This window comes from Mesorhizobium sp. M0292, from assembly GCF_040321695.1.
Classification (GTDB): domain Bacteria; phylum Pseudomonadota; class Alphaproteobacteria; order Rhizobiales; family Rhizobiaceae; genus Mesorhizobium.
This window is the reverse complement of record NZ_JAMYSB010000006.1, coordinates 341,507-358,977: the sequence shown is the minus strand read 5'-3', so window position 1 is coordinate 358,977 and position 17,471 is coordinate 341,507. Positions and strand designations below refer to the sequence as shown.

Genomic DNA, 17,471 nt, shown 5'->3' with positions numbered 1-17,471 from the left:
AGAGCAGTGGCTTCAGCGTGTCGGCTCCGCCGCCATTGTGCACGCTCGTTCAAGAGATCCAGGAAACCGGCCCGTCAGTGCGCCGAACGGAGGCTAGACCATGCTGCAGAAAACCAGCCATTTCATGCGCCAGGCCAATCTCATCAATGGCGAATGGGTGCAGGCCGACAGCGGCCAGACGGTCGACGTCAACAACCCGGCCACCGGTCTCAAGATCGGCACCGTGCCGAAGTCGGGCAAGGCGGAAACCCGCCGCGCCATCGAAGCCGCAAGCGAAGCCTTCAAGACCTGGCGCAAGACGACCGCGCTTGAGCGCTCGAAGCTGTTGCGCAAGCTGCATGACGCGATGATGGACAATCAGGATGTGCTGGCCGAACTGCTCACCATCGAGCAGGGCAAGTCGCTCGCCGAATCCAAGGGCGAGATCGGTTCGGCTGCCGCCTACATCATGTGGTTTGCCGAGGAAGGCCGCCGCACCTATGGCGATGTCGTGCCATCGCCATGGGGCGATCGCCGCATCCTGGTGACCAAGGAGCCGGTCGGCGTCATTGCCGCCATCACGCCGTGGAATTTCCCCTCCTCGATGCTTGCCCGCAAGCTTGGCCCCGCGCTTGCCGCCGGCTGCACCGCCGTGGTCAAGCCGGCCTCGCAGACGCCGTATTCCGGCCTTGCATGGGGCGCGCTCGCCGAGGAAGTCGGCTTCCCAAAGGGCGTCATCAACATCCTGACGGGTGCTGCCGGCGAAATCGGCGACGAGATCTGCGCCAATCCGCTGGTGTCGAAGATCACCTTCACCGGCTCGACCGAGATCGGCAAGCTGCTGATCCAGAAGTCGTCCGTCACCGTCAAGAAGGTCTCGATGGAACTCGGCGGCAATGCGCCGTTCCTGGTCTTCGACGATGCCGACCTCGATCGCGCCGTCGCCGGCGCCATCACCGCCAAATACCGCAATTCAGGCCAGACCTGCGTGTGCACCAACCGCTTCCTGGTGCAGGCCGGCATCTACGACAAGTTTGTCGAGAGGCTGGCCGCTGCCAGCAATGCGCTGAAAGTTGGCTCGGGCCTGGAAGAGGGCGTGCAGCAGGGGCCGCTGATCGACGTGAAGGCGGTCGAGAAGGTCGAGGAATTCATCGCCGACGCCACGTCGAAGGGCGGCAAGGTCGTTGCCGGCGGCAAGCGCCACGCGCTTGGCGGCTCATTCTTCCAGCCGACCGTCATCGCCGATGCGAAGCCCGACATGCGCTTCATGAAGGAAGAGATTTTTGGCCCGATCGCCCCGGTGTTCAAGTTCGAGACCGAGGAGGAAGCCATTGCGCTCGCCAACGACACCGAGTTCGGCCTGGCCGCCTATTTCTACACCGGCGACCTCGGCCGCGCCTTCCGGGTCATGGAAGGCCTGAAATACGGCATGGTCGGCGTCAATGAAGGCCTGATCACCACGCCGGAAGCGCCGTTCGGCGGCGTCAAGGAATCGGGCCTCGGCAAGGAAGGCGGACATCAGGGCATCGAGGATTATCTCGACACCAAATATGTCTGCATCGGGGGTCTCGGCCTCTAAATCATTCACGGGCAGGGCAGGCCGCGCGCCTGCCCTTGCCAGACGACATTCAGCCGGACTGGAGCGGTTCAGCGTTTCACGGAAACGCCGAACCGCTCCAGTTCTTTGTTTTTTGCAATTCCGGACGGAAAACCGTTTCACACTTTTCCTGGAATTGCTCTAAGTCGACAGATCGATGAATTAGCATTTGGACATAGCGATGAAGGACGGCGAAGTCTTCGGCACGACGCAGGCAGGCGAACCCGTTCGCCGTTTCACCATCCGGGGCGGCGGCGTCAGCGCCAACATCATCGGGCTCGGCGCAATCATCCAGGATCTGCGGCTCGCCGGCCACGACGCGCCGCTGGTGCTGGGCTACGATCGCTTCGAGCCTTACGAGACCGACCGGGCCTTCTTCGGCGCGGTCGTCGGCCGCTATGCCAACCGCATCCGCGACGGCCGCTTCACCATTGCCGGCCAGCGCTACCAGACCGAGCGCAATTTCCTCGGCAAGCACACGCTGCATGGCGGCTCGGAGGGCTTCTTCCATCGGCCGTGGACGGTTTCGCTGCACGGCCGGGATTTTGTCACCCTGACCCTGCACGATCCCGAGGGCACGATGGGCTTTCCCGGCGCGCTCGACGTCACCTGCACCTACCGGCTGAAGATTCCCGGCACGCTCTCGATGGAACTGACCGCCACTTGCGAGGAGCCGACGCTGTGCAATCTGGCGCAGCATTCCTATTTCAATCTCGACGATGGCGGCGCCGGTGACATTCTCGACCACCGGCTGATGCTGAATGCCGGCGCCTATACCCCTGTCGATGCCGAGATGATCCCGACCGGCGTGGTCAAGCCTGTCGACGATACCCCATTTGACTTCCGCCAGGCGCGGCCGCTGCGCATGGAGACGGAAGGCGAGCAGCTCCCCTACGACGTCAATTTCTGTCTTGCGTCAGTCCGAGGACCGCTTCACCAGGTGGCGTGGGCGCAAGGCGCAAACTCAGGCGTCGAGATGGAGGTTTGGACCACCGAGCCTGGCCTGCAGCTTTACACTGGCCAGTATGTCACGCCGACTTCGGGCGGCCTGGACGGGCGGCGCTACAAGGCCTTTTCGGGTTTTTGCCTGGAAGCACAGGCCTGGCCCGACGCGCCGAACCGGCCCTATTTCCCGCAGGCGACGCTGTGGCCGGGCCAGATCTATCATCAAGTGACGGAATATCGCTTCCGCCTACCCTGAGGTCTGCCGACATTCAGGTGAGGCCGGCCTGACCTGAATCTCAACAGACCTTTAGCTGTCGAACGCAATCCTTAGCACTTCGAACGGCGCCAGCGCGCCGCGTACCTGCACGACAGCGGCGGCAACGCGGTGTGCGCGCTGCACGGCGTCCGCCGGCGCATGGCCGGCAAGCCGGGCGGCGAGATAGCCGCCGTTGAAGGAATCGCCGGCGCCGGTGGTGTCGACCGGGGTGGCGACATGCTGGGCCGGAACCGGCTGCAGGGTTCCCCCAGTGGCGATCAGTGCCGGCTCCTCGCCATTCTTGACGACGACTTCGCCGACCAGTTGTCCGAACCGCTCGGCGGTCGCCTGCGGTGCGCTGTCGCCGAACAGCATCTGCTCGTCGGGAAAGGTCGGCAGCGCAATGTCGGTGACGGCAAGCGCATCGAGGATCGCGGCTTGCGCCTCCTCGCGGCTCGGCCACAGCCGCGGTCGGTAGTTGGGGTCGAAGGCGACGAGCGAACCGGCAGCGCGCGCTTTGGCCACTTCTTCCAGCAATGTCTTGCGCGCGGCGGCGTCCAGAATTGCCAAGGTGATTCCGGAAAAATAGACAAGCGCCTGGTTTTCAAGGCTTTTTGCCAGGGCGACCGGGTCCGAGGCAAGCCGCCTGGCCGCCGCGTCGCTGCGCCAATAGGTGAAGGCGCGTTCGGCGCCGGTCAAGGTGATGGCGTAAAGGCCGGGCCGTGCGCCTGGGATGACCGGGCTGGCGCCGATGTCGATGCCGTTTTCAGCGAAGAACAAGATCTGGCCCTGCGAGAACGGATCGTCGCCGAAGGCCGAGACATAGGTTGCGAGCCGCTCGCCGCTCAGCGCGTGCAGCGCCCACAGAGTGTTGAATGTGTCGCCGGCAAAGCCCATACGCCAGTTCGGCCCGGCCTGGCCGGACAGTTCGAGCATGCATTCACCGATCGAAGCGACGCCGTCTGTTGCCATGTATCTGTCTCCGGATCAGTTCGCTGCTGTATCTTTTTGCGGCCGGCAACGCCATGCTTGGCGGCGGCGGATTTTTGCGCCAGAAGCGTTTTCCCACAGAAGCGGCGGGACGCGAATTGCTTCCCGAGACGTTATGTTTGGAAGAGGAACCGGTTTGGCATCGATATGGCGTTATCTTCTTGCGGGCCTTGGTCTGGCCGCCTTGCTGGCTGGCATACTGGCGATCGTCTATCTGACCGCGCCACAGTCGGCGCCGGGTCCGGATATTTCGCGCTCGAAGAAAACGGCGAACGGCCTGTTTGTCGCCAGTTTTCAGCCGGAGCGGGGCGTTATCAAACAAGGCGAGCTGCAATCCTGGCTGCTTACCCTGAAGACGGTTGCCGGCGCCCCGGTGGAAGGCGCGGCGATTTCGGTCTCCGGTGGCATGCCGCAGCACAGTCACGGCCTGCCGACCAGTCCGCAGGCCACCGATTATCTGGGCGAGGGGCGCTACCGCATCGAGGGGTTGAAATTCACCATGAGCGGCGTGTGGCAGTTGCGCTTCGCCATTTCAGCCGCGGCCGGTTCCGACACGGTCGTCTTCAACGTGGTGCTGTGACCAGATGAACCGCCTGTTGCGTCTTCTTGCACTGGCGGCGGTTTTGCTGGTTGCCGGCTGCGGCAAGCCGCAGTTTTCGGATGCCGAGAAGAAGACTATCGCTTCGCTGGCGCTGAGCAGCTTGCCTGCGCTAAAGCCCGACACCACCAACCGCTTCGCCGATGTCCCGGCCGCCGCGGCTCTGGGTTCCACCTTGTTCTTCGACCAGGGCATGAGCCATGACGGCAACGTGTCGTGCTCGACCTGCCACAAGATCGACAGGCAATTCCAGGACGACCTGCCGCAATCCGTCGGCGTCGGCCGCACCAACCGGCGCAGCATGCCGCTGGCCGGCGTGGCGCGCAATCCGTGGTTCTTCTGGGATGGAAGGCGCGACAGCCTTTGGGCGCAGGCGCTGACGCCGCTGGAAAACCCGCTCGAGCAGGCGGGAAACCGCGCGGCCTTCGCCCATTACATCCAGAAGCGTTTCGGCGCCCGCTACGAGCGCATCTTCGGGCCGCTGCCCGACCTTTCCGCCGTGCCGGCCAATGCCAGCCCGCTCGGCAATGAAGCCGAGCAGGCGGCGTGGAAGGCGATGACCGCGGCCCAGATGGACGATGTCAACCGCGTCTTTTCCAACATCGGCAAGGCGATCGCGGCCTTCGAACGGTCGATCGAACCGGCGCAGACGCGCTTCGACCGCTTTGCCATCGACCTGGCGTCCGGCGCCAAGCCGGAAGGCGACGATACCTTTTCGCCGGAGGAAATCCTCGGGCTGAAACTGTTCATCGGCAAGGCCAATTGCGTGACCTGCCACAACGGTCCGCGCTTCACCGACAACAGTTTCCACAACACCGGCGTGCCGCCGGTCAAGGATTTGCCGCTGGATCGCGGCCGTTTCGATGCTGTGGCTCAAGTTCAGGCCGATCCGTTCAACTGCTTCGGCACCTTCCGCGATGGCGACGCCGGCGCCTGCGGTGAACTGCGCTTCATGGTCAAAGCGGCGCCCGAACTGATGCGCGCCTACAAGACGCCGTCGCTGCGGGGCGCGGCGACGCGGCCGCCCTATATGCATGCCGGACAGTTCTCCTCGCTGGAGGAAGTGGTGGCGCATTATGCGAAGGCGGAGGCGAGCGTCGAAGGCAACTCCGAGGTGCACCCGCTGCAGCTGTCGGACCGCGAACGCGCGGCGCTGGTGGCGTTTTTGAAGACGCTGTCGGATTGAGCTACCGATCCTTCACCGTTTCCATCGCCACGAAGGTGGAGGTCTGGGCCACGTGCGGCAGCGCCGAGATGCGTTCGCCGAGGACACGGCGGTAGGCGGCGATGTCGGTGGTGCGGACCTTCAGGAGGTAGTCGAAGCTCGATGCCATCATGTGGCACTGCTCGATCTCCGGCACTGCCTGCACCGCGCGGTTGAAAGCGTCGAGCGCGGCCGAGCGTGTATCCGACAGTTTGACCTGGACGAAGGCGACATGACCTTCGCCCATGCGCTCGCGGTCGATGATCGCCTGATAACCCCTGATATAGCCGTCTTTTTCCAGACGTTTCACCCGCGCCTGCACCGGTGTCTTCGACAGGCCGACCTTGCCGGCAAGTTCCGACATGGACAGCCGCCCGTCGCGCGCCAGAGACGACAGGATGTTTTTGTCGATGCGGTCCAATTGGTCTTCTGCCACGACTATCATAGCCCATTTGATGAGAATTTGACCACAATGATAGATCGACCGGCCTGCCATGTCGATTTCTTTGGACCGGCTGAAAATACGGCTTTGTGCTAGCTTGCGCCATTCGGTCCGGCGACCGCCGGCCCGCTCCCAGATGCTCGCTCCGCAGGACCGCCATGCCGCTCGACACCATCCGCCAGCAAATCCGCGCCAACTACCTGCCCGACGAAGACGCGGCGGTGAAGAGGCTTGCCGAAGCAACCGGGCTTTCCACCGAAGACCGCGATGCGATCTCGGCCCGCGCCGCCGATCTGGTGCGGGCGGTGCGCGGCTCGTCCGACCCGCGGCTGATGGAGGTGTTCCTTTCGGCCTACGGCCTCTCCACCAAGGAAGGCGTGGCGCTGATGTGCCTGGCAGAGGCGCTGCTGCGCGTGCCCGATACCGAGACCATGGACGACCTGATCGCCGACAAGATCGCGCCGCACGACTGGTCGGCGCATTCGGGCGGTTCGAGCTCGATCTTCGTCAATGCCTCGACCTGGGCGCTGATGCTGACCGGCCGCGTGCTCGATGAGGGTGAGGGCGGCATCGAAGGCACGCTGCGTTCGATGGTACGCCGTCTGGGCGAACCGGTGATCCGCAAGGCGGTCGCCGCCGCCATGCGCGAAATGGGCGAGCAGTTCGTGCTTGGCCGCACCATTGCGGAAGCCGTCAAGCGTGGCCGGCAAATGATCCAGAAAGGCTATCTCTATTCCTTCGACATGCTGGGCGAGGCGGCCCGCACCGAGGCCGACGCGCTGCGCTACCTCAAGGCCTATTCCGACGCCATTTCCTCGCTCGATTCCGGCTCCAACGGTCCTGATATCAGGCAGAACCATGGAATTTCGGTCAAGCTGTCGGCGCTGCATCCGCGCTACGAGGAAGCACAAAAGGAAAAGATGCTGCCGGTGATGGCCGAGCGGCTGCTGTCGCTGGCGCTGGCCGCGCGGCATTCGCGCATGGGCCTCAACATCGACGCCGAGGAGGCCGACCGCCTCGATTTGTCGCTGGATGTCATCAAGCGCGTGCTGGCCGAGCCGGAACTCGCCGGCTGGAACGGCTTTGGCGTCGTCGTCCAGGCCTACGGCCCGCGCGCGGCCTTCACCATCGACTGGCTCTATGCACTGGCGAAAAAGTACAACCGCAACATCATGGTGCGGGTGGTCAAGGGCGCCTATTGGGACACCGAGATCAAGCGGGCGCAGACGCTCGGGCTTTCCGGCTACCCCGTCTTCACCCGCAAGGCCAACACCGACGTTTCCTACATGGCCTGCGCAAAGAAGCTGCTGTCGATGACCGACCGCATCTATCCGCAATTCGCCACCCACAATGCCCATACCGTCGCCGCCATCCTGTCGATGGCCGACAATCGCGACGCCTTCGAATTCCAGCGTCTGCACGGCATGGGCGAGGCGCTGCATGAGACGGTGCGCCAGGCCGAAGGCACGCGCTGCCGCATCTATGCGCCGGTCGGCGCGCATTCCGATCTCCTGGCCTATCTGGTCCGCCGCTTGCTGGAGAACGGCGCCAACTCTTCTTTCGTCCATCAGCTGACCGACGAGGATGTCGAGCCGGAGGATATTGCGCGCGATCCGCTGGAGACGATCGAGAGCCAGGGGCCGGCCGCCAATCCGGCAATCGCTCGCCCCGCGACGATCTTCGGCGCCGGCCGCCGCAACTCGAAGGGGTTCGACATCACCGATCCGGTGACGCTGGCGGCGATCGACAAGGCCAAGGCGGCCTTCGCCGGCCCCGAACACTGGCATGCCAAGCCGATCACGCGCGCCGCCGGCTATGGCAAGCAGCGCCCGGTGGTCAATCCGGCCAAGCCTGCCGAGATCGTCGGCACGGTCAGCGAAGCGGCCGCCAAGCAGGTGGCCACCGCCGTGCGCTTTGCGGTGGAAGCGCAGCCGGCCTGGGCAAAGCACCCCGTCGCCGAGCGCGCCGCCATCCTCAACCGCGCCGCCGATCTCTATGAGGCTAATGCCGTCGAGTTCTTCGCGCTCGCCACCCGCGAAGCCGGCAAGTCGCTGGCCGACGGCGTCGCCGAGGTGCGCGAAGCCGTCGACTTCCTGCGCTACTACGCGACTGAGGCTGCGAACAACGAAGCGGGCACGCAAGCGCGCGGCGCCATCGTTTGCATCTCGCCATGGAATTTCCCGCTCGCCATTTTCACCGGCCAGATCGCGGCAGCACTCGTCACCGGCAATTCGGTCATCGCCAAGCCGGCCGAACAGACGCCGCTGATCGCCTTTCGCGCCGTCGAACTGTTGCGCGAAGCAGGCGTGCCGGAGGATGTCATCCAGCTTCTGCCGGGCGACGGCCCGTCGGTCGGCGGACCGCTGACGGCGGATCCGCGCATTGCCGGCGTCTGCTTCACCGGCTCGACCGAAGTCGCCAAGCTGATCGAAAGACAGCTGGCCGAGACTGCTGCGCCGGACGCCATGCTGATCGCCGAGACCGGCGGTCTCAACGCCATGATCGTCGATTCCACTGCGCTGCCCGAACAGGCGGTGCGCGACATACTGGCGTCTGCCTTCCAGAGTGCCGGCCAGCGCTGCTCGGCGCTGCGCGTGCTCTACGTCCAGAAAGACGTCGAGAAGAAGATGCTGGAGATGCTGAAGGGCGCCATGGAAGCGCTCACCATCGGCGATCCCTGGCAGATCTCGACCGATGTCGGTCCGGTCATCGACGACGAAGCGCAAAGCTCGATCCGTGACTATTGCACCACGATGGGCCTGCAGGGCCGGCTGATCGCCAAGCTCGAGGCGCCAAAGGATGGCCGCTTCGTCGCGCCGCATGTGTTCCGGGTCAAAGGCATCGAGGAGATGGAGCGCGAGGTGTTCGGCCCGGTGCTGCATGTCGCGAGCTTCGACGCTGACGGCATCGACGCTGTCATCGCTGCCATCAACCGCAAGGGCTATGGCCTGACCTTCGGCCTGCACACCCGCATCGAAGGCCGCGTGCAGCATTTCGTCGACGGCATCCATGCCGGCAACATCTATGTCAACCGCAACCAGATCGGCGCCGTCGTCGGTTCGCAGCCCTTTGGCGGCGAGGGGCTTTCGGGCACCGGGCCGAAGGCCGGCGGGCCGCATTATCTCCGGCGGTTCCGCAAAGGGCCGGAGGCGGGCACGGAGATTGCCGAGGGCCACAAGGTGACTGCGACCGAACTCGCCGACAATCTGCCCGATCCGACGCTTGGCGGCTGGTCGACGCGGCCGGATCGCATCGCCATCCTGAGAAAGCATTTGCGTGGCAAGGGCGCTGCAGCCATCGGCGCTGCAGCCGCCATCGATTTCGGCCAGGTCGACCTGCCCGGACCGACCGGCGAGGCCAACACGCTGTCGCTGTCGCCGCGCGGCCGGGTGCTGTGCCTCGGCCCGGACGCCGAAACGCTGCTTGCCCAGACGATCCAGGCGCTGGCCGCCGGCAATGCGGTGCTGGCCGTGGCGCCGGGCGCGCCGGCAGCACTGTCGGCGCTGACCGGCAAGGGGTTGCCGCTGGCGGCCATAGACGGTCGGCCAGACCCGGTCGAAGCGCGTTCGCTGCGCGTCGATGTCGTCGCCTTCTCGGGCAGGCCCGAGGCGGCGCGGATCGTGCGCAAGGTCATTGCCGACCGCAGCGGGCCGATCGTGCCGCTGGTCAGCGAGGTGCTCAACCCGGCGGCCTATGCGCATGAACGCGCTGTCTGCGTCGACACCACGGCTGCCGGCGGCAATGCCAGCCTGCTCGCGGCGGCCTAGGGGGCTTTTCGCGGCTCGCTTGCCTGCGTCGGGTTGCAAGGGTATGCGCAAGGGACAGAGAGCAACTCGAGCGGGGCAGCCGAACAGATGGAAGACACGTCCCGACCGTTTGAGCTGCCGCGCGTGGCGGTGGTCATCACCTGCTTCAACTATCGGCCGTACGTCGAACAGGCGATCCGCTCGGTGCTGGCGCAGACCTACCGGAATTGGGAATGCGTCATCGTCGACGATGCCTCGACGGACGGCTCGGCCGACCATGTCCGACAGCTTCTAAGGGATATAGACGACCCGCGCCTGCGCCTGTTGGCGCGCACGGAGAATGGCGGCCAGACCGCGGGATTCCGCGACGGCTTTGCCGCAACCGACGCGCCCTTCGTGGCGTTTCTCGACGCCGATGACGTGTGGCTGCCGGATTTTCTCCTCGCGCATCTGTCCGCCCACCTCAACACGACGCATTCGGCCGCACTGTCGAGTTCCGATGTGTTCCTTGTCGATGGCGACGGCACCTTGCTGGGCGGTACCTTCCTTGCCTTGCGCAAACCGCGGTCCGGAGCGGATCGCAGTGGCGTCGCCATCGCGCCCGGTGGCCGGCTTGCCGGCATGGCGCCCGGGATCGCCTACGCATCGGAGCATCCGGTAACCTATTTCGCACCTGCGGTGACGGGCTGGCTGTGGTCGCAATGCTCGGCGATCATGTACCGGCGTGGCGCGCTGGAACCGGTATTGTCCTTCCCGTTCAAGGCCAAGGTCGGGACGGATTATCTGACGGCGACACTCGCGCACCAGGCCGGCGGCAGCCTCATCCTGTCAGAAGGTCTCGGGCTCTATCGCCTGCATGGCTCCAACCTGTCCACCGGAACTGCCTTTGCCGGCGGCAATGTGCGGCAAACGCCTGCATACAGGAGCTACAGGAGCGTGTTGGCGGCGGATGCCGCAGACTATTTGCTGGCGAATTCTGCCTGGCTCAGCGATCTCAACGGGCGCAATTTCATAGCTGCATTCCTGACGCAGCATGTGCGCCAATTCCCGGAGCTGGCCGGTGATCCGCGGTTGGCGCGCTACCTGACACGCGGACAGCCCTGGCGGCGGCTGCGCCTGCACATTGCCCAGTGGCTTCAGCGACTGGGCGGCCGGAATTCAACCGGAACATGACGGCATCTGCCCGTCGTCAGATCTCGTCGACGGGTGAAATCTCAATCAGGCGCCTTCGACGACCGAAAAGCCTTCGAACTGCGGATGGCCGAGATAGTGCACCTTCGACGTGCCGGTGTTGCGGTGGGCGGCGCGAAAATTCTCGGATTTGGTCCAGGCGACGAAATCCTCATGGCTTGCCCACACCGTGTGCGAGGCAAATAGCGTGTAACCCTCGGGCTCGTTGACCGGGCCGCGCAGCAAGTGGAATTCCCTGAAGCCTTTCATCTCCGAGAGGCTCGAATCGCGGTTCTTCCAGACATCCTCGAAAGCGGTCTCCGAGCCGTTCTGGACCTTGAAGCGGTTCATGGCGATGTACATTGGGCTTCCTCTTGAATTGATGGACGATTTGGCGAAGGTCTGCGAGCTGGTTAAAACGGACCGATCCGCGCCCTGAACACCCAACTTGATAATCCGGTCTCGGGTGGAATGGGCGGGAACGGGGCTTGCTGGCGCACCAGTTTCAAAGCGAATTGGTCTAGTTCGGCAGACCCTGAACTTTCGACAAGCTGCAAGTCGCTGACGCTGCCGTCAGCCATGACGACGAAATAGACCCTGGCATTGTTGCGAGCCTTGGCTTGAATTTCCTTCGAAACGCGCCGGTTAGCGCGGGCAAGCTTCTTTTGAATTTCACCGCCGTAACGAGATTCCATCGCATTGCCAGCCGCGTCCTGGTTTTTACCCTTGCTGGCAACCGCCGGTGCGTCGCGTTCTTCGCCATCTGCCGCACCGCGGGTATCTCCAGATCCGGCTGGAGGGGTCGGCCGCGGGCTCGGGACTGGTGGTTTGGCAGCAGGCAAATCAACGGCGGGCTCGTCGGCGGGCGGTGCCTCTGAACTTTGCGTTTGAACCCCTGGCGGAGTCGACGTCTCAGCGCTTGGGGCGACAGTTTGATCATTCGGGATGGCGGCCGTCAGTGTATCTGGCGCGGCGGTCGCCTGTTCGGCGGCTTCCGGCGCAGGCTTGGGCGCCGCCGGCTCCTTTACCGGTTGAGGCGCCTCGGTCGGCGGCACGGGTCGAACGGCCTCGGGCTTGGCCGGCTGCGGATCGGTTACCAGGGTAACATCGACCGCGTCGGGAGCCTGGCTGTCCAAGGCGCTGCCGACCACCTCGGCGCCCGATTGGTCGGTGCCTTCGGATTGTATCGCGTTACTGGAATCGAATGTCCCTGCGGGTCCGATGAAGAACGCCGCTGCGGCAGCGGCATGGAGCAGGCAGGACGCGACGATCGCCACAGTCCATTTGCGGTCCGCGGCTGCCGGCTGTGCGAGCTCGTCCATCGTAATCGCCGGTTCGTTGCCGGCGTCGGGGAGGGGGGTGATGTCCTGCATGGTTCGCGGCGAGACCTGCCGCGAGCGGGGTGGGATTGTCAAATCAAGATCGGTTGCCGGCCATGACGGCGGAGCTGCGACGGGTCGTGTCGCATTGTCGTGCAGGAAGGCGGGATGCAGGCCCACCTCAGACGCCGAATGCGATACCGGTCTTGGTCTGCGTCTTCAGGCCGCGCATGCAGGCGCCCGGTTCGACGCCGGCGCATTCGGTGGCGCTGTTGATCAGCACGCGGCTGAGTTTGGTGCAGTCGGTGCCGGCGAGGTCGAAGCGGGTCACCTTGGTCTTGCCGGCCGGCAGGTCCTTGAAGTCGAGCACGCTCAGGCGGTCGACAATGCCGGCCTCGTTGAACAGCGCGATTTCGAATGCCGCCTTGGAAAGATCGGCGCCGAGCGCATTGTTGACGACGAAGGTCAGCCGGCAACCCTTTTCGGAGGGCTGCGCGGCATTGAGCTCGAGGCTGAGTTGCGGAGCCGACGCGGACTGAGCCCACGCCGGCATCAAGCCAAGCGACATCGCCAGCGTCGAGGTCAGGAGGCGAAGCGATGCCGTCAAACTTGTCATGGGTGTCAGCCTCCAAAGCGCATGGTTGCGGCCAGCTTCAGCGTGATGCCGGGTTCATAGATGACGGCGGTGGTACCGCCGTTCAGCGGGTTGGTGTATTTGACGTCGAACAAATTGTCGGCGCGGAAGTCCACCTTCAGATTGTCGGTGGCCTGGTAACTGGCGAAGGCGTTGACCAGAGTATAATCCTTGGCCACGGGGTTGCCCTTCGGCTTGCCGTTGTACTGCACCTCGCCGCCGACGGTCAGCTTGTCCTGAAGGAAGCGGAAGCCGAGCTGCCCGGTGACCTGCGAGGACGGGATGGTGGCAAGGTCGGCCCGCTCGCCTTCATCGGAGATGGTGTGGCCGTTGATGATCGAGGCTGAGAGGCCAGCATAGCCCCAGCCGGCATCGTAGACGCTTTCCAGTTCGAAGCCGTTGATCTTGGCCTGGGCGACGTTCTGGTACTGGAAGCAGATCGGGATGCCGGGGCCGAACGGGCAACCGCTGGTCGGGTCGAATGCCGACAACGTGACGCCTTCGATGTAGTCGTCGACATCGTTGTGGAAGTAGCCGGCCTTGAGCCGGAACGCGTCGCCGGCCTCGATAAGGTCGTTCAGCTTGTAGTTGACGCCGAATTCAGTGGTCTTGCCGGTTTCTGGCCGCAGGTTCGGATTGGGCAGGAACGGGAAGGTGACGCCCGCCGGATGGTTGCCGCTGATCAGCGTTTCGGTCAGCGACGGCGAGCGGTAGCCTTCCGCGTAGGTGCCATAGAACTGCAGGCCCGCCAGGCTGGCGCTTTCGAAGGGCGTGACACCAACGGTGATGCGCGGCGACAGACGATCACCTGACGTTTCGTGGGTGCTGTCTTCGAGGCTGTAATTGTCGTAACGCAGCCCGGCAATGACCTCGAGCCAGTCCCAGGTGAGCTTGTCCTGGATGTAGGCGCCCGAAACACTACGCTTGCCCGATGGGGTGTAGAAGCTGTCGCCGCCGGCGGTGCCGCCGGTCTCGACATCGTCACCCACCCAGTCGCCGCCATAGGTCAATTCGTGCGCAACACCGGCTGTTTCGAAGCGCGACGTGTTCCAGATGTCGACGCCGGCCGTGCCAACGTCGAAGGTCGAGGTCGAACCGACGGGCAGCAGCACGGGAAGGCCGGTCGACGGATCGAAGCGGTTCTGCGGGACCAGCGTGGTGAGGTCGAGATTGGTCTTGTTGTAGGAGGCGTTGATGTGGAGATCGAGCCAGCTCCTGGCGTCGTCGGTGATGTTGTAGCGGGCGGTGAAGGTGTTCGACTTCACGTAGACCTCGTTGGCCGGCACGCCGCCGCTGGTTTCCGTCCAGCCGTCGCTCGAGCCGACCCAGCCGAGCTTCAATTCGCTGTCTTCGCTGGGGCGGATTGTGGTCTTGAGCAGGCCGCTCAGCAGGTCGAAGCCGGTGCCGGCGACGGTGTCGCCGCTGCCATTCTTGTAGTCGCCGTAGTCGCGGTAGACGATGTTGCCCAGCACATCCAAATCGTCGTTGAATTTGTAGGCGCCGCTGGCGCTGGCGGTCCAGCCCTTGCCGTTGCTTTCATAGCGCCCGGTGACGGAGCCGGCCCAGGTTTCGCCCGGTCTGAGGAAATCCACCGCATCCTTGGTGTCGAAGAAGACGACGCCGCCAATGGCGCCGGAGCCGTAGGTGTTGGCGGTCGGTCCGCGAATGACGTCAACGGATTTGATGAGCTCGGGATCGACATAGAAGGTCGACTGCGTGCCGTGGTCTGAGCGCTGGAAATTCTGCCTGGCACCGTCGACGATGACGGCGACGCGACCGAAATCCTGCAGGCCGCGGATGTTGATGCTGGAGCTGACGCGTCGCGCATCGGCCTGCACGGCGACACCAGGCACACCGAGCAGCATTTCGTTCGGCGTCGTCGCCATGCGGCGGTCGAGCTGTTCCTGGTCGACATGGCTGGCTGAGGCCAGCGATTCGATTGCCGTCTCGCCGGTGCGGCTGATGACGAGGATCTTGTCCAGCAGGGTCGCGCCGGCGGGCGCCGGCTTGGTGTCCTCGGTTTTCCTGGTCTGGTCGGCCTGGTCAGCGGCCGGCTGAGCGCTGGCCGGCGATGTCAGCAGCGCGATCGTCGCTGCCCCCGCAAGCAAGGCTGCCATTGCCTTTGCCATAGGCCGATGCACCCGATCGGCGTTCGCCAGACCCAGTGGTCCACAATTTCCCAAGCCCATGCCCCAACTCCAAAATTCCAGGTTCGATGCTGGCTGGCTTGGTGCTCGCTGGCATTTTTCATTCTGTCCGGCGTCTTAAATGTTGACTCATTTTGTCCGGTATTGCACTGACTAATAAACACGAGTCAAGAAATGAATCGGCATTTTTACAACGCTAGCCAGTTGCCCGGCACAGGAAAGGGATCGAAAGAGATGAACACCCACAATCCCAACGACTTCCGTTACCGCGTCCGCCGTTCCGAGGAGACGCCGACCCGCTTCGACCGGGTGCCGCTGGCGGTGCGGACGCTGTCCTCCAACACGCTGTTCCAGGGCGAGCACGAGATCGGCATCGAGCACCATGGGGCGCTCTATCGGCTGAAGATCACCCGCCAGGGCAAGCTCATCCTCAACAAGTGACGAAACAGCCAGGCAGGCCAAAACGCCAGGCAGGACAGGTAAGCAGGACATGGACCAGCGCGTAAAACCCGCACCGCATGAAATCCGGCGAGCGCGGGCAGACAATCCGAAAGCGCGCGAGCGCGATCTTGCCGCCGAGCTCGGTATTTCCGAAGCCGAGCTGGTGGCCGCGCATTGCGGCGACGGTGTCGTGCGCGTCGAGCCCAGGGTCAACGATCTTCTGACCGGCCTCGACGCCGTCGGCGAAGTGATGGCGCTGACCCGCAACGAAAGCGCGGTGCACGAGAAGATCGGCGTCTACAACAAGGTTGTCACAGGCACGCACAATGCCATGGTGCTGGGCGAAAACATCGACCTGCGTATCTTTCCAAAGGTCTGGGCGCATGGCTTTGCCGTGGAAAAGCGCGACGGTGGCGACATCCGCCGCAGCCTGCAATTCTTCGACGCGGCCGGCGATGCGGTGCACAAGGTGCATCTGCGGCCGGCGTCCAATCTCTATGCCTACCAGAAGCTCGTGGCCGCACTCGAATCGCCGAACCAGGAGGCAACCGTGTCTATCGAAGGCCTGGCCGACGACGACGCGGAGACGTCGGGCATTGCCGCAGACATCGATGATCTGCGCGACCGCTGGAGCCGGCTGACCGACGTGCATCAGTTCTTTGGCATGTTGAAAACGCTGAAGCTCACCCGCCGCCAGGCCGTGCGCATGGTCGGCCAGGACTATGCCTGGCTGCTCGACAATGACGCCATCGGCGCCATGTTCCACCATGCCGCCGCCGACGGCATGCCGATCATGTGTTTTGTCGGAAACCGAGGCTGCATCCAGATCCATTCCGGTCCCGTCAAGTCGATCAGGCCGATGGGGCCGTGGATCAACGTGATGGACGAGACGTTCCACCTGCATCTGCGCACCGACCACATCCAGGAGGTGTGGGCGGTGCGCAAACCGACCAAGGACGGTCATGTCACCTCGCTCGAAGCCTATGGCGCCGACGGCAAGATGATCATCCAGTTCTTCGGCAAGCGCCATGAAGGCGAGGGCGAGCGCGACGACTGGCGGTTCCTTGCCGAGAACCTGCCGCGCATTCCAAGCCCGACCGCAGCCTGAGGAAACGACGATGATTTCACTGTTCAGGATGCTTGCCGCGGCCATGGGCCTGTCGCTGTTTATTGCCGCCCCAGTGCCGGCCAGCGAGAACGTGGCCGTGTTTGCCGACACGTCGCGGATCGTGGCGATCGGCGGTTCGATCACCGAGATCGTCTACGCGCTTGGCGAGGAAGGTCATCTCGTCGCCCGCGATTCGACCAGCCGCTACCCCGCCGCCGCGGTCGCGCTGCCCGACGTCGGCTATATGCGCCAGCTGTCGCCGGAAGGCGTGTTGTCGGTCAATCCTTCGGGCATTCTGGCGCTGCATGGCAGTGGGCCGAAGGAAGCGGTCGATGTGCTGAAAAAGTCGAGCGTTCCGTTCATCGACGTGCCCGAGCATTACAGCCATGACGGCATCCTGGAAAAGATCCGCATCGTCGGCAAGGCGCTCGGCGTCGACGCCAAGGCCGAGACGCTGGTGGCTGAGACCGATGCCAAGCTGAAGGCGGCCGAGAAGCAGACGGCGTCGATCAAGCAGCGCAAGCGCGTCCTGTTCGTGCTGTCGATCCAGGGCGGCAAGATCCTGGCCGCCGGCACCGACACCGCCGGCGACGGCATCATCAAGCTCGCCGGTGCGGTCAACGCCGTTGAAGGTTTTTCCGGCTACAAGCAGATGTCCGACGAGGCCATCGTAACCGCCAGGCCGGACGTGATCCTGGCGATGAAAAATGCCGGACCGCCGATTGCGGAGGCCGAGCTGTTCGCCATCCCGTCGATCACCTCGACGCCGGCGGGTGAAGGCCGCAAACTGATCCTGATGGATGGCAGCTATCTGCTCGGCTTCGGGCCGCGCACGGCCGATGCCATCCACGATCTGGCCGCCTCGCTCTATCGCAGCCAGGTCACGGACTGAGCC

General features: G+C 64.2%; 15 protein-coding genes. 9 read left to right on the top strand and 6 right to left on the bottom strand.

Annotation, left to right across the window (positions count from 1 at the left end):
• Nucleotides 1–100 precede the first annotated feature (100 nt).
• Both NKI96_RS12845 and NKI96_RS12840 read left to right on the top strand, forming a co-directional pair.
• The gene (locus NKI96_RS12845; protein ID WP_352459140.1) at nucleotides 101–1,558 is read left to right on the top strand and encodes an NAD-dependent succinate-semialdehyde dehydrogenase; all 1,458 of its coding nucleotides are present in this window, start codon (nucleotides 101–103) and stop codon (nucleotides 1,556–1,558) included.
• Nucleotides 1,559–1,751: 193 nt separating this feature from the next.
• On the top strand, nucleotides 1,752–2,777 hold the full coding sequence (locus tag NKI96_RS12840; protein WP_352804705.1) for an aldose epimerase family protein: 1,026 nt from the start codon (nucleotides 1,752–1,754) through the stop codon (nucleotides 2,775–2,777).
• 51 nt (nucleotides 2,778–2,828) lie between these two features.
• Here NKI96_RS12840 and NKI96_RS12835 read toward each other — a convergent pair whose 3' ends face one another.
• The gene (locus NKI96_RS12835; protein ID WP_352804672.1) at nucleotides 2,829–3,749 is read right to left on the bottom strand and encodes a sugar kinase; all 921 of its coding nucleotides are present in this window, start codon (nucleotides 3,747–3,749) and stop codon (nucleotides 2,829–2,831) included.
• Between the two features lie 154 nt (nucleotides 3,750–3,903).
• Between NKI96_RS12835 and NKI96_RS12830 the strand changes: the two genes are divergently transcribed.
• Nucleotides 3,904–4,347 carry a FixH family protein gene (locus NKI96_RS12830; RefSeq protein WP_352804703.1) on the top strand — a complete coding sequence of 148 codons (444 nt, stop codon included), beginning with the start codon at nucleotides 3,904–3,906 and terminating at the stop codon, nucleotides 4,345–4,347.
• Between the two features lie 4 nt (nucleotides 4,348–4,351).
• Nucleotides 4,352–5,551, top strand: a complete 1,200-nt coding sequence (locus NKI96_RS12825) for a cytochrome-c peroxidase (protein WP_352804669.1) — start codon at nucleotides 4,352–4,354, stop codon at nucleotides 5,549–5,551.
• A gap of 1 nt (nucleotide 5,552) precedes the next feature.
• Here NKI96_RS12825 and NKI96_RS12820 read toward each other — a convergent pair whose 3' ends face one another.
• Nucleotides 5,553–6,014: an Lrp/AsnC ligand binding domain-containing protein gene (locus NKI96_RS12820; RefSeq protein WP_352804666.1), complete on the bottom strand. Its 462-nt coding sequence runs from the start codon at nucleotides 6,012–6,014 to the stop codon at nucleotides 5,553–5,555.
• Between the two features lie 155 nt (nucleotides 6,015–6,169).
• Between NKI96_RS12820 and putA the strand changes: the two genes are divergently transcribed.
• Both putA and NKI96_RS12810 read left to right on the top strand, forming a co-directional pair.
• On the top strand, nucleotides 6,170–9,778 hold the full coding sequence (putA, locus tag NKI96_RS12815; RefSeq protein ID WP_352804663.1) for a bifunctional proline dehydrogenase/L-glutamate gamma-semialdehyde dehydrogenase PutA: 3,609 nt from the start codon (nucleotides 6,170–6,172) through the stop codon (nucleotides 9,776–9,778).
• A gap of 87 nt (nucleotides 9,779–9,865) precedes the next feature.
• On the top strand, nucleotides 9,866–10,930 hold the full coding sequence (locus tag NKI96_RS12810; RefSeq protein WP_023673855.1) for a glycosyltransferase: 1,065 nt from the start codon (nucleotides 9,866–9,868) through the stop codon (nucleotides 10,928–10,930).
• 45 nt (nucleotides 10,931–10,975) lie between these two features.
• On the opposite strand, the gene hmuQ is transcribed toward NKI96_RS12810, so the two are convergent.
• From hmuQ to NKI96_RS12790, 4 genes are all read right to left on the bottom strand, one after another.
• Nucleotides 10,976–11,290 (bottom strand): heme-degrading protein HmuQ, encoded by a 315-nt coding sequence (gene hmuQ, locus NKI96_RS12805; RefSeq protein WP_023673856.1) that lies wholly within the window; start codon nucleotides 11,288–11,290, stop codon nucleotides 10,976–10,978.
• Between the two features lie 50 nt (nucleotides 11,291–11,340).
• Complete coding sequence (locus NKI96_RS12800; RefSeq protein ID WP_023673857.1) at nucleotides 11,341–12,300, bottom strand: energy transducer TonB family protein; 960 nt, start codon at nucleotides 12,298–12,300, stop codon at nucleotides 11,341–11,343.
• 127 nt (nucleotides 12,301–12,427) lie between these two features.
• Nucleotides 12,428–12,862 (bottom strand): hypothetical protein, encoded by a 435-nt coding sequence (locus NKI96_RS12795; protein WP_023673858.1) that lies wholly within the window; start codon nucleotides 12,860–12,862, stop codon nucleotides 12,428–12,430.
• Between the two features lie 5 nt (nucleotides 12,863–12,867).
• A complete protein-coding gene (locus NKI96_RS12790) occupies nucleotides 12,868–14,997 on the bottom strand; it encodes a TonB-dependent hemoglobin/transferrin/lactoferrin family receptor (RefSeq protein WP_352804660.1) in 2,130 nt (709 codons plus the stop codon).
• 264 nt (nucleotides 14,998–15,261) lie between these two features.
• Here NKI96_RS12790 and hemP point away from each other — a divergent pair, with 264 nt between their 5' ends.
• The 3 genes from hemP to NKI96_RS12775 are packed head-to-tail and all read left to right on the top strand — an operon-like array spanning nucleotide 15,262 to nucleotide 17,468.
• Nucleotides 15,262–15,468, top strand: a complete 207-nt coding sequence (gene hemP, locus NKI96_RS12785; protein ID WP_023673860.1) for a hemin uptake protein HemP — start codon at nucleotides 15,262–15,264, stop codon at nucleotides 15,466–15,468.
• A gap of 49 nt (nucleotides 15,469–15,517) precedes the next feature.
• Nucleotides 15,518–16,576: a hemin-degrading factor gene (locus tag NKI96_RS12780; protein WP_352804657.1), complete on the top strand. Its 1,059-nt coding sequence runs from the start codon at nucleotides 15,518–15,520 to the stop codon at nucleotides 16,574–16,576.
• Nucleotides 16,577–16,586: 10 nt separating this feature from the next.
• Nucleotides 16,587–17,468, top strand: coding sequence for a heme/hemin ABC transporter substrate-binding protein (locus NKI96_RS12775; RefSeq protein WP_031208051.1), 882 nt, complete (start codon nucleotides 16,587–16,589; stop codon nucleotides 17,466–17,468).
• Nucleotides 17,469–17,471 lie beyond the last annotated feature (3 nt).

What these genes read in the sequence shown, in the direction of transcription:
- hmuQ (WP_023673856.1), bottom strand. Translation starts at nt 11,290, where the DNA reads ATGTACATCGCCATGAACCGCTTCAAGGTCCAGAACGGCTCGGAGACC.
- NKI96_RS12780 (WP_352804657.1), top strand. Translation starts at nt 15,518, where the DNA reads ATGGACCAGCGCGTAAAACCCGCACCGCATGAAATCCGGCGAGCGCGG.
- NKI96_RS12775 (WP_031208051.1), top strand. Translation starts at nt 16,587, where the DNA reads ATGATTTCACTGTTCAGGATGCTTGCCGCGGCCATGGGCCTGTCGCTG.
- NKI96_RS12825 (WP_352804669.1), top strand. Translation starts at nt 4,352, where the DNA reads ATGAACCGCCTGTTGCGTCTTCTTGCACTGGCGGCGGTTTTGCTGGTT.
- NKI96_RS12790 (WP_352804660.1), bottom strand. Translation starts at nt 14,997, where the DNA reads ATGGCAGCCTTGCTTGCGGGGGCAGCGACGATCGCGCTGCTGACATCG.
- NKI96_RS12820 (WP_352804666.1), bottom strand. Translation starts at nt 6,014, where the DNA reads ATGATAGTCGTGGCAGAAGACCAATTGGACCGCATCGACAAAAACATC.
- NKI96_RS12810 (WP_023673855.1), top strand. Translation starts at nt 9,866, where the DNA reads ATGGAAGACACGTCCCGACCGTTTGAGCTGCCGCGCGTGGCGGTGGTC.
- NKI96_RS12800 (WP_023673857.1), bottom strand. Translation starts at nt 12,300, where the DNA reads ATGCAGGACATCACCCCCCTCCCCGACGCCGGCAACGAACCGGCGATT.
- hemP (WP_023673860.1), top strand. Translation starts at nt 15,262, where the DNA reads ATGAACACCCACAATCCCAACGACTTCCGTTACCGCGTCCGCCGTTCC.
- NKI96_RS12845 (WP_352459140.1), top strand. Translation starts at nt 101, where the DNA reads ATGCTGCAGAAAACCAGCCATTTCATGCGCCAGGCCAATCTCATCAAT.
- NKI96_RS12835 (WP_352804672.1), bottom strand. Translation starts at nt 3,749, where the DNA reads ATGGCAACAGACGGCGTCGCTTCGATCGGTGAATGCATGCTCGAACTG.
- NKI96_RS12795 (WP_023673858.1), bottom strand. Translation starts at nt 12,862, where the DNA reads ATGACAAGTTTGACGGCATCGCTTCGCCTCCTGACCTCGACGCTGGCG.
- putA (WP_352804663.1), top strand. Translation starts at nt 6,170, where the DNA reads ATGCCGCTCGACACCATCCGCCAGCAAATCCGCGCCAACTACCTGCCC.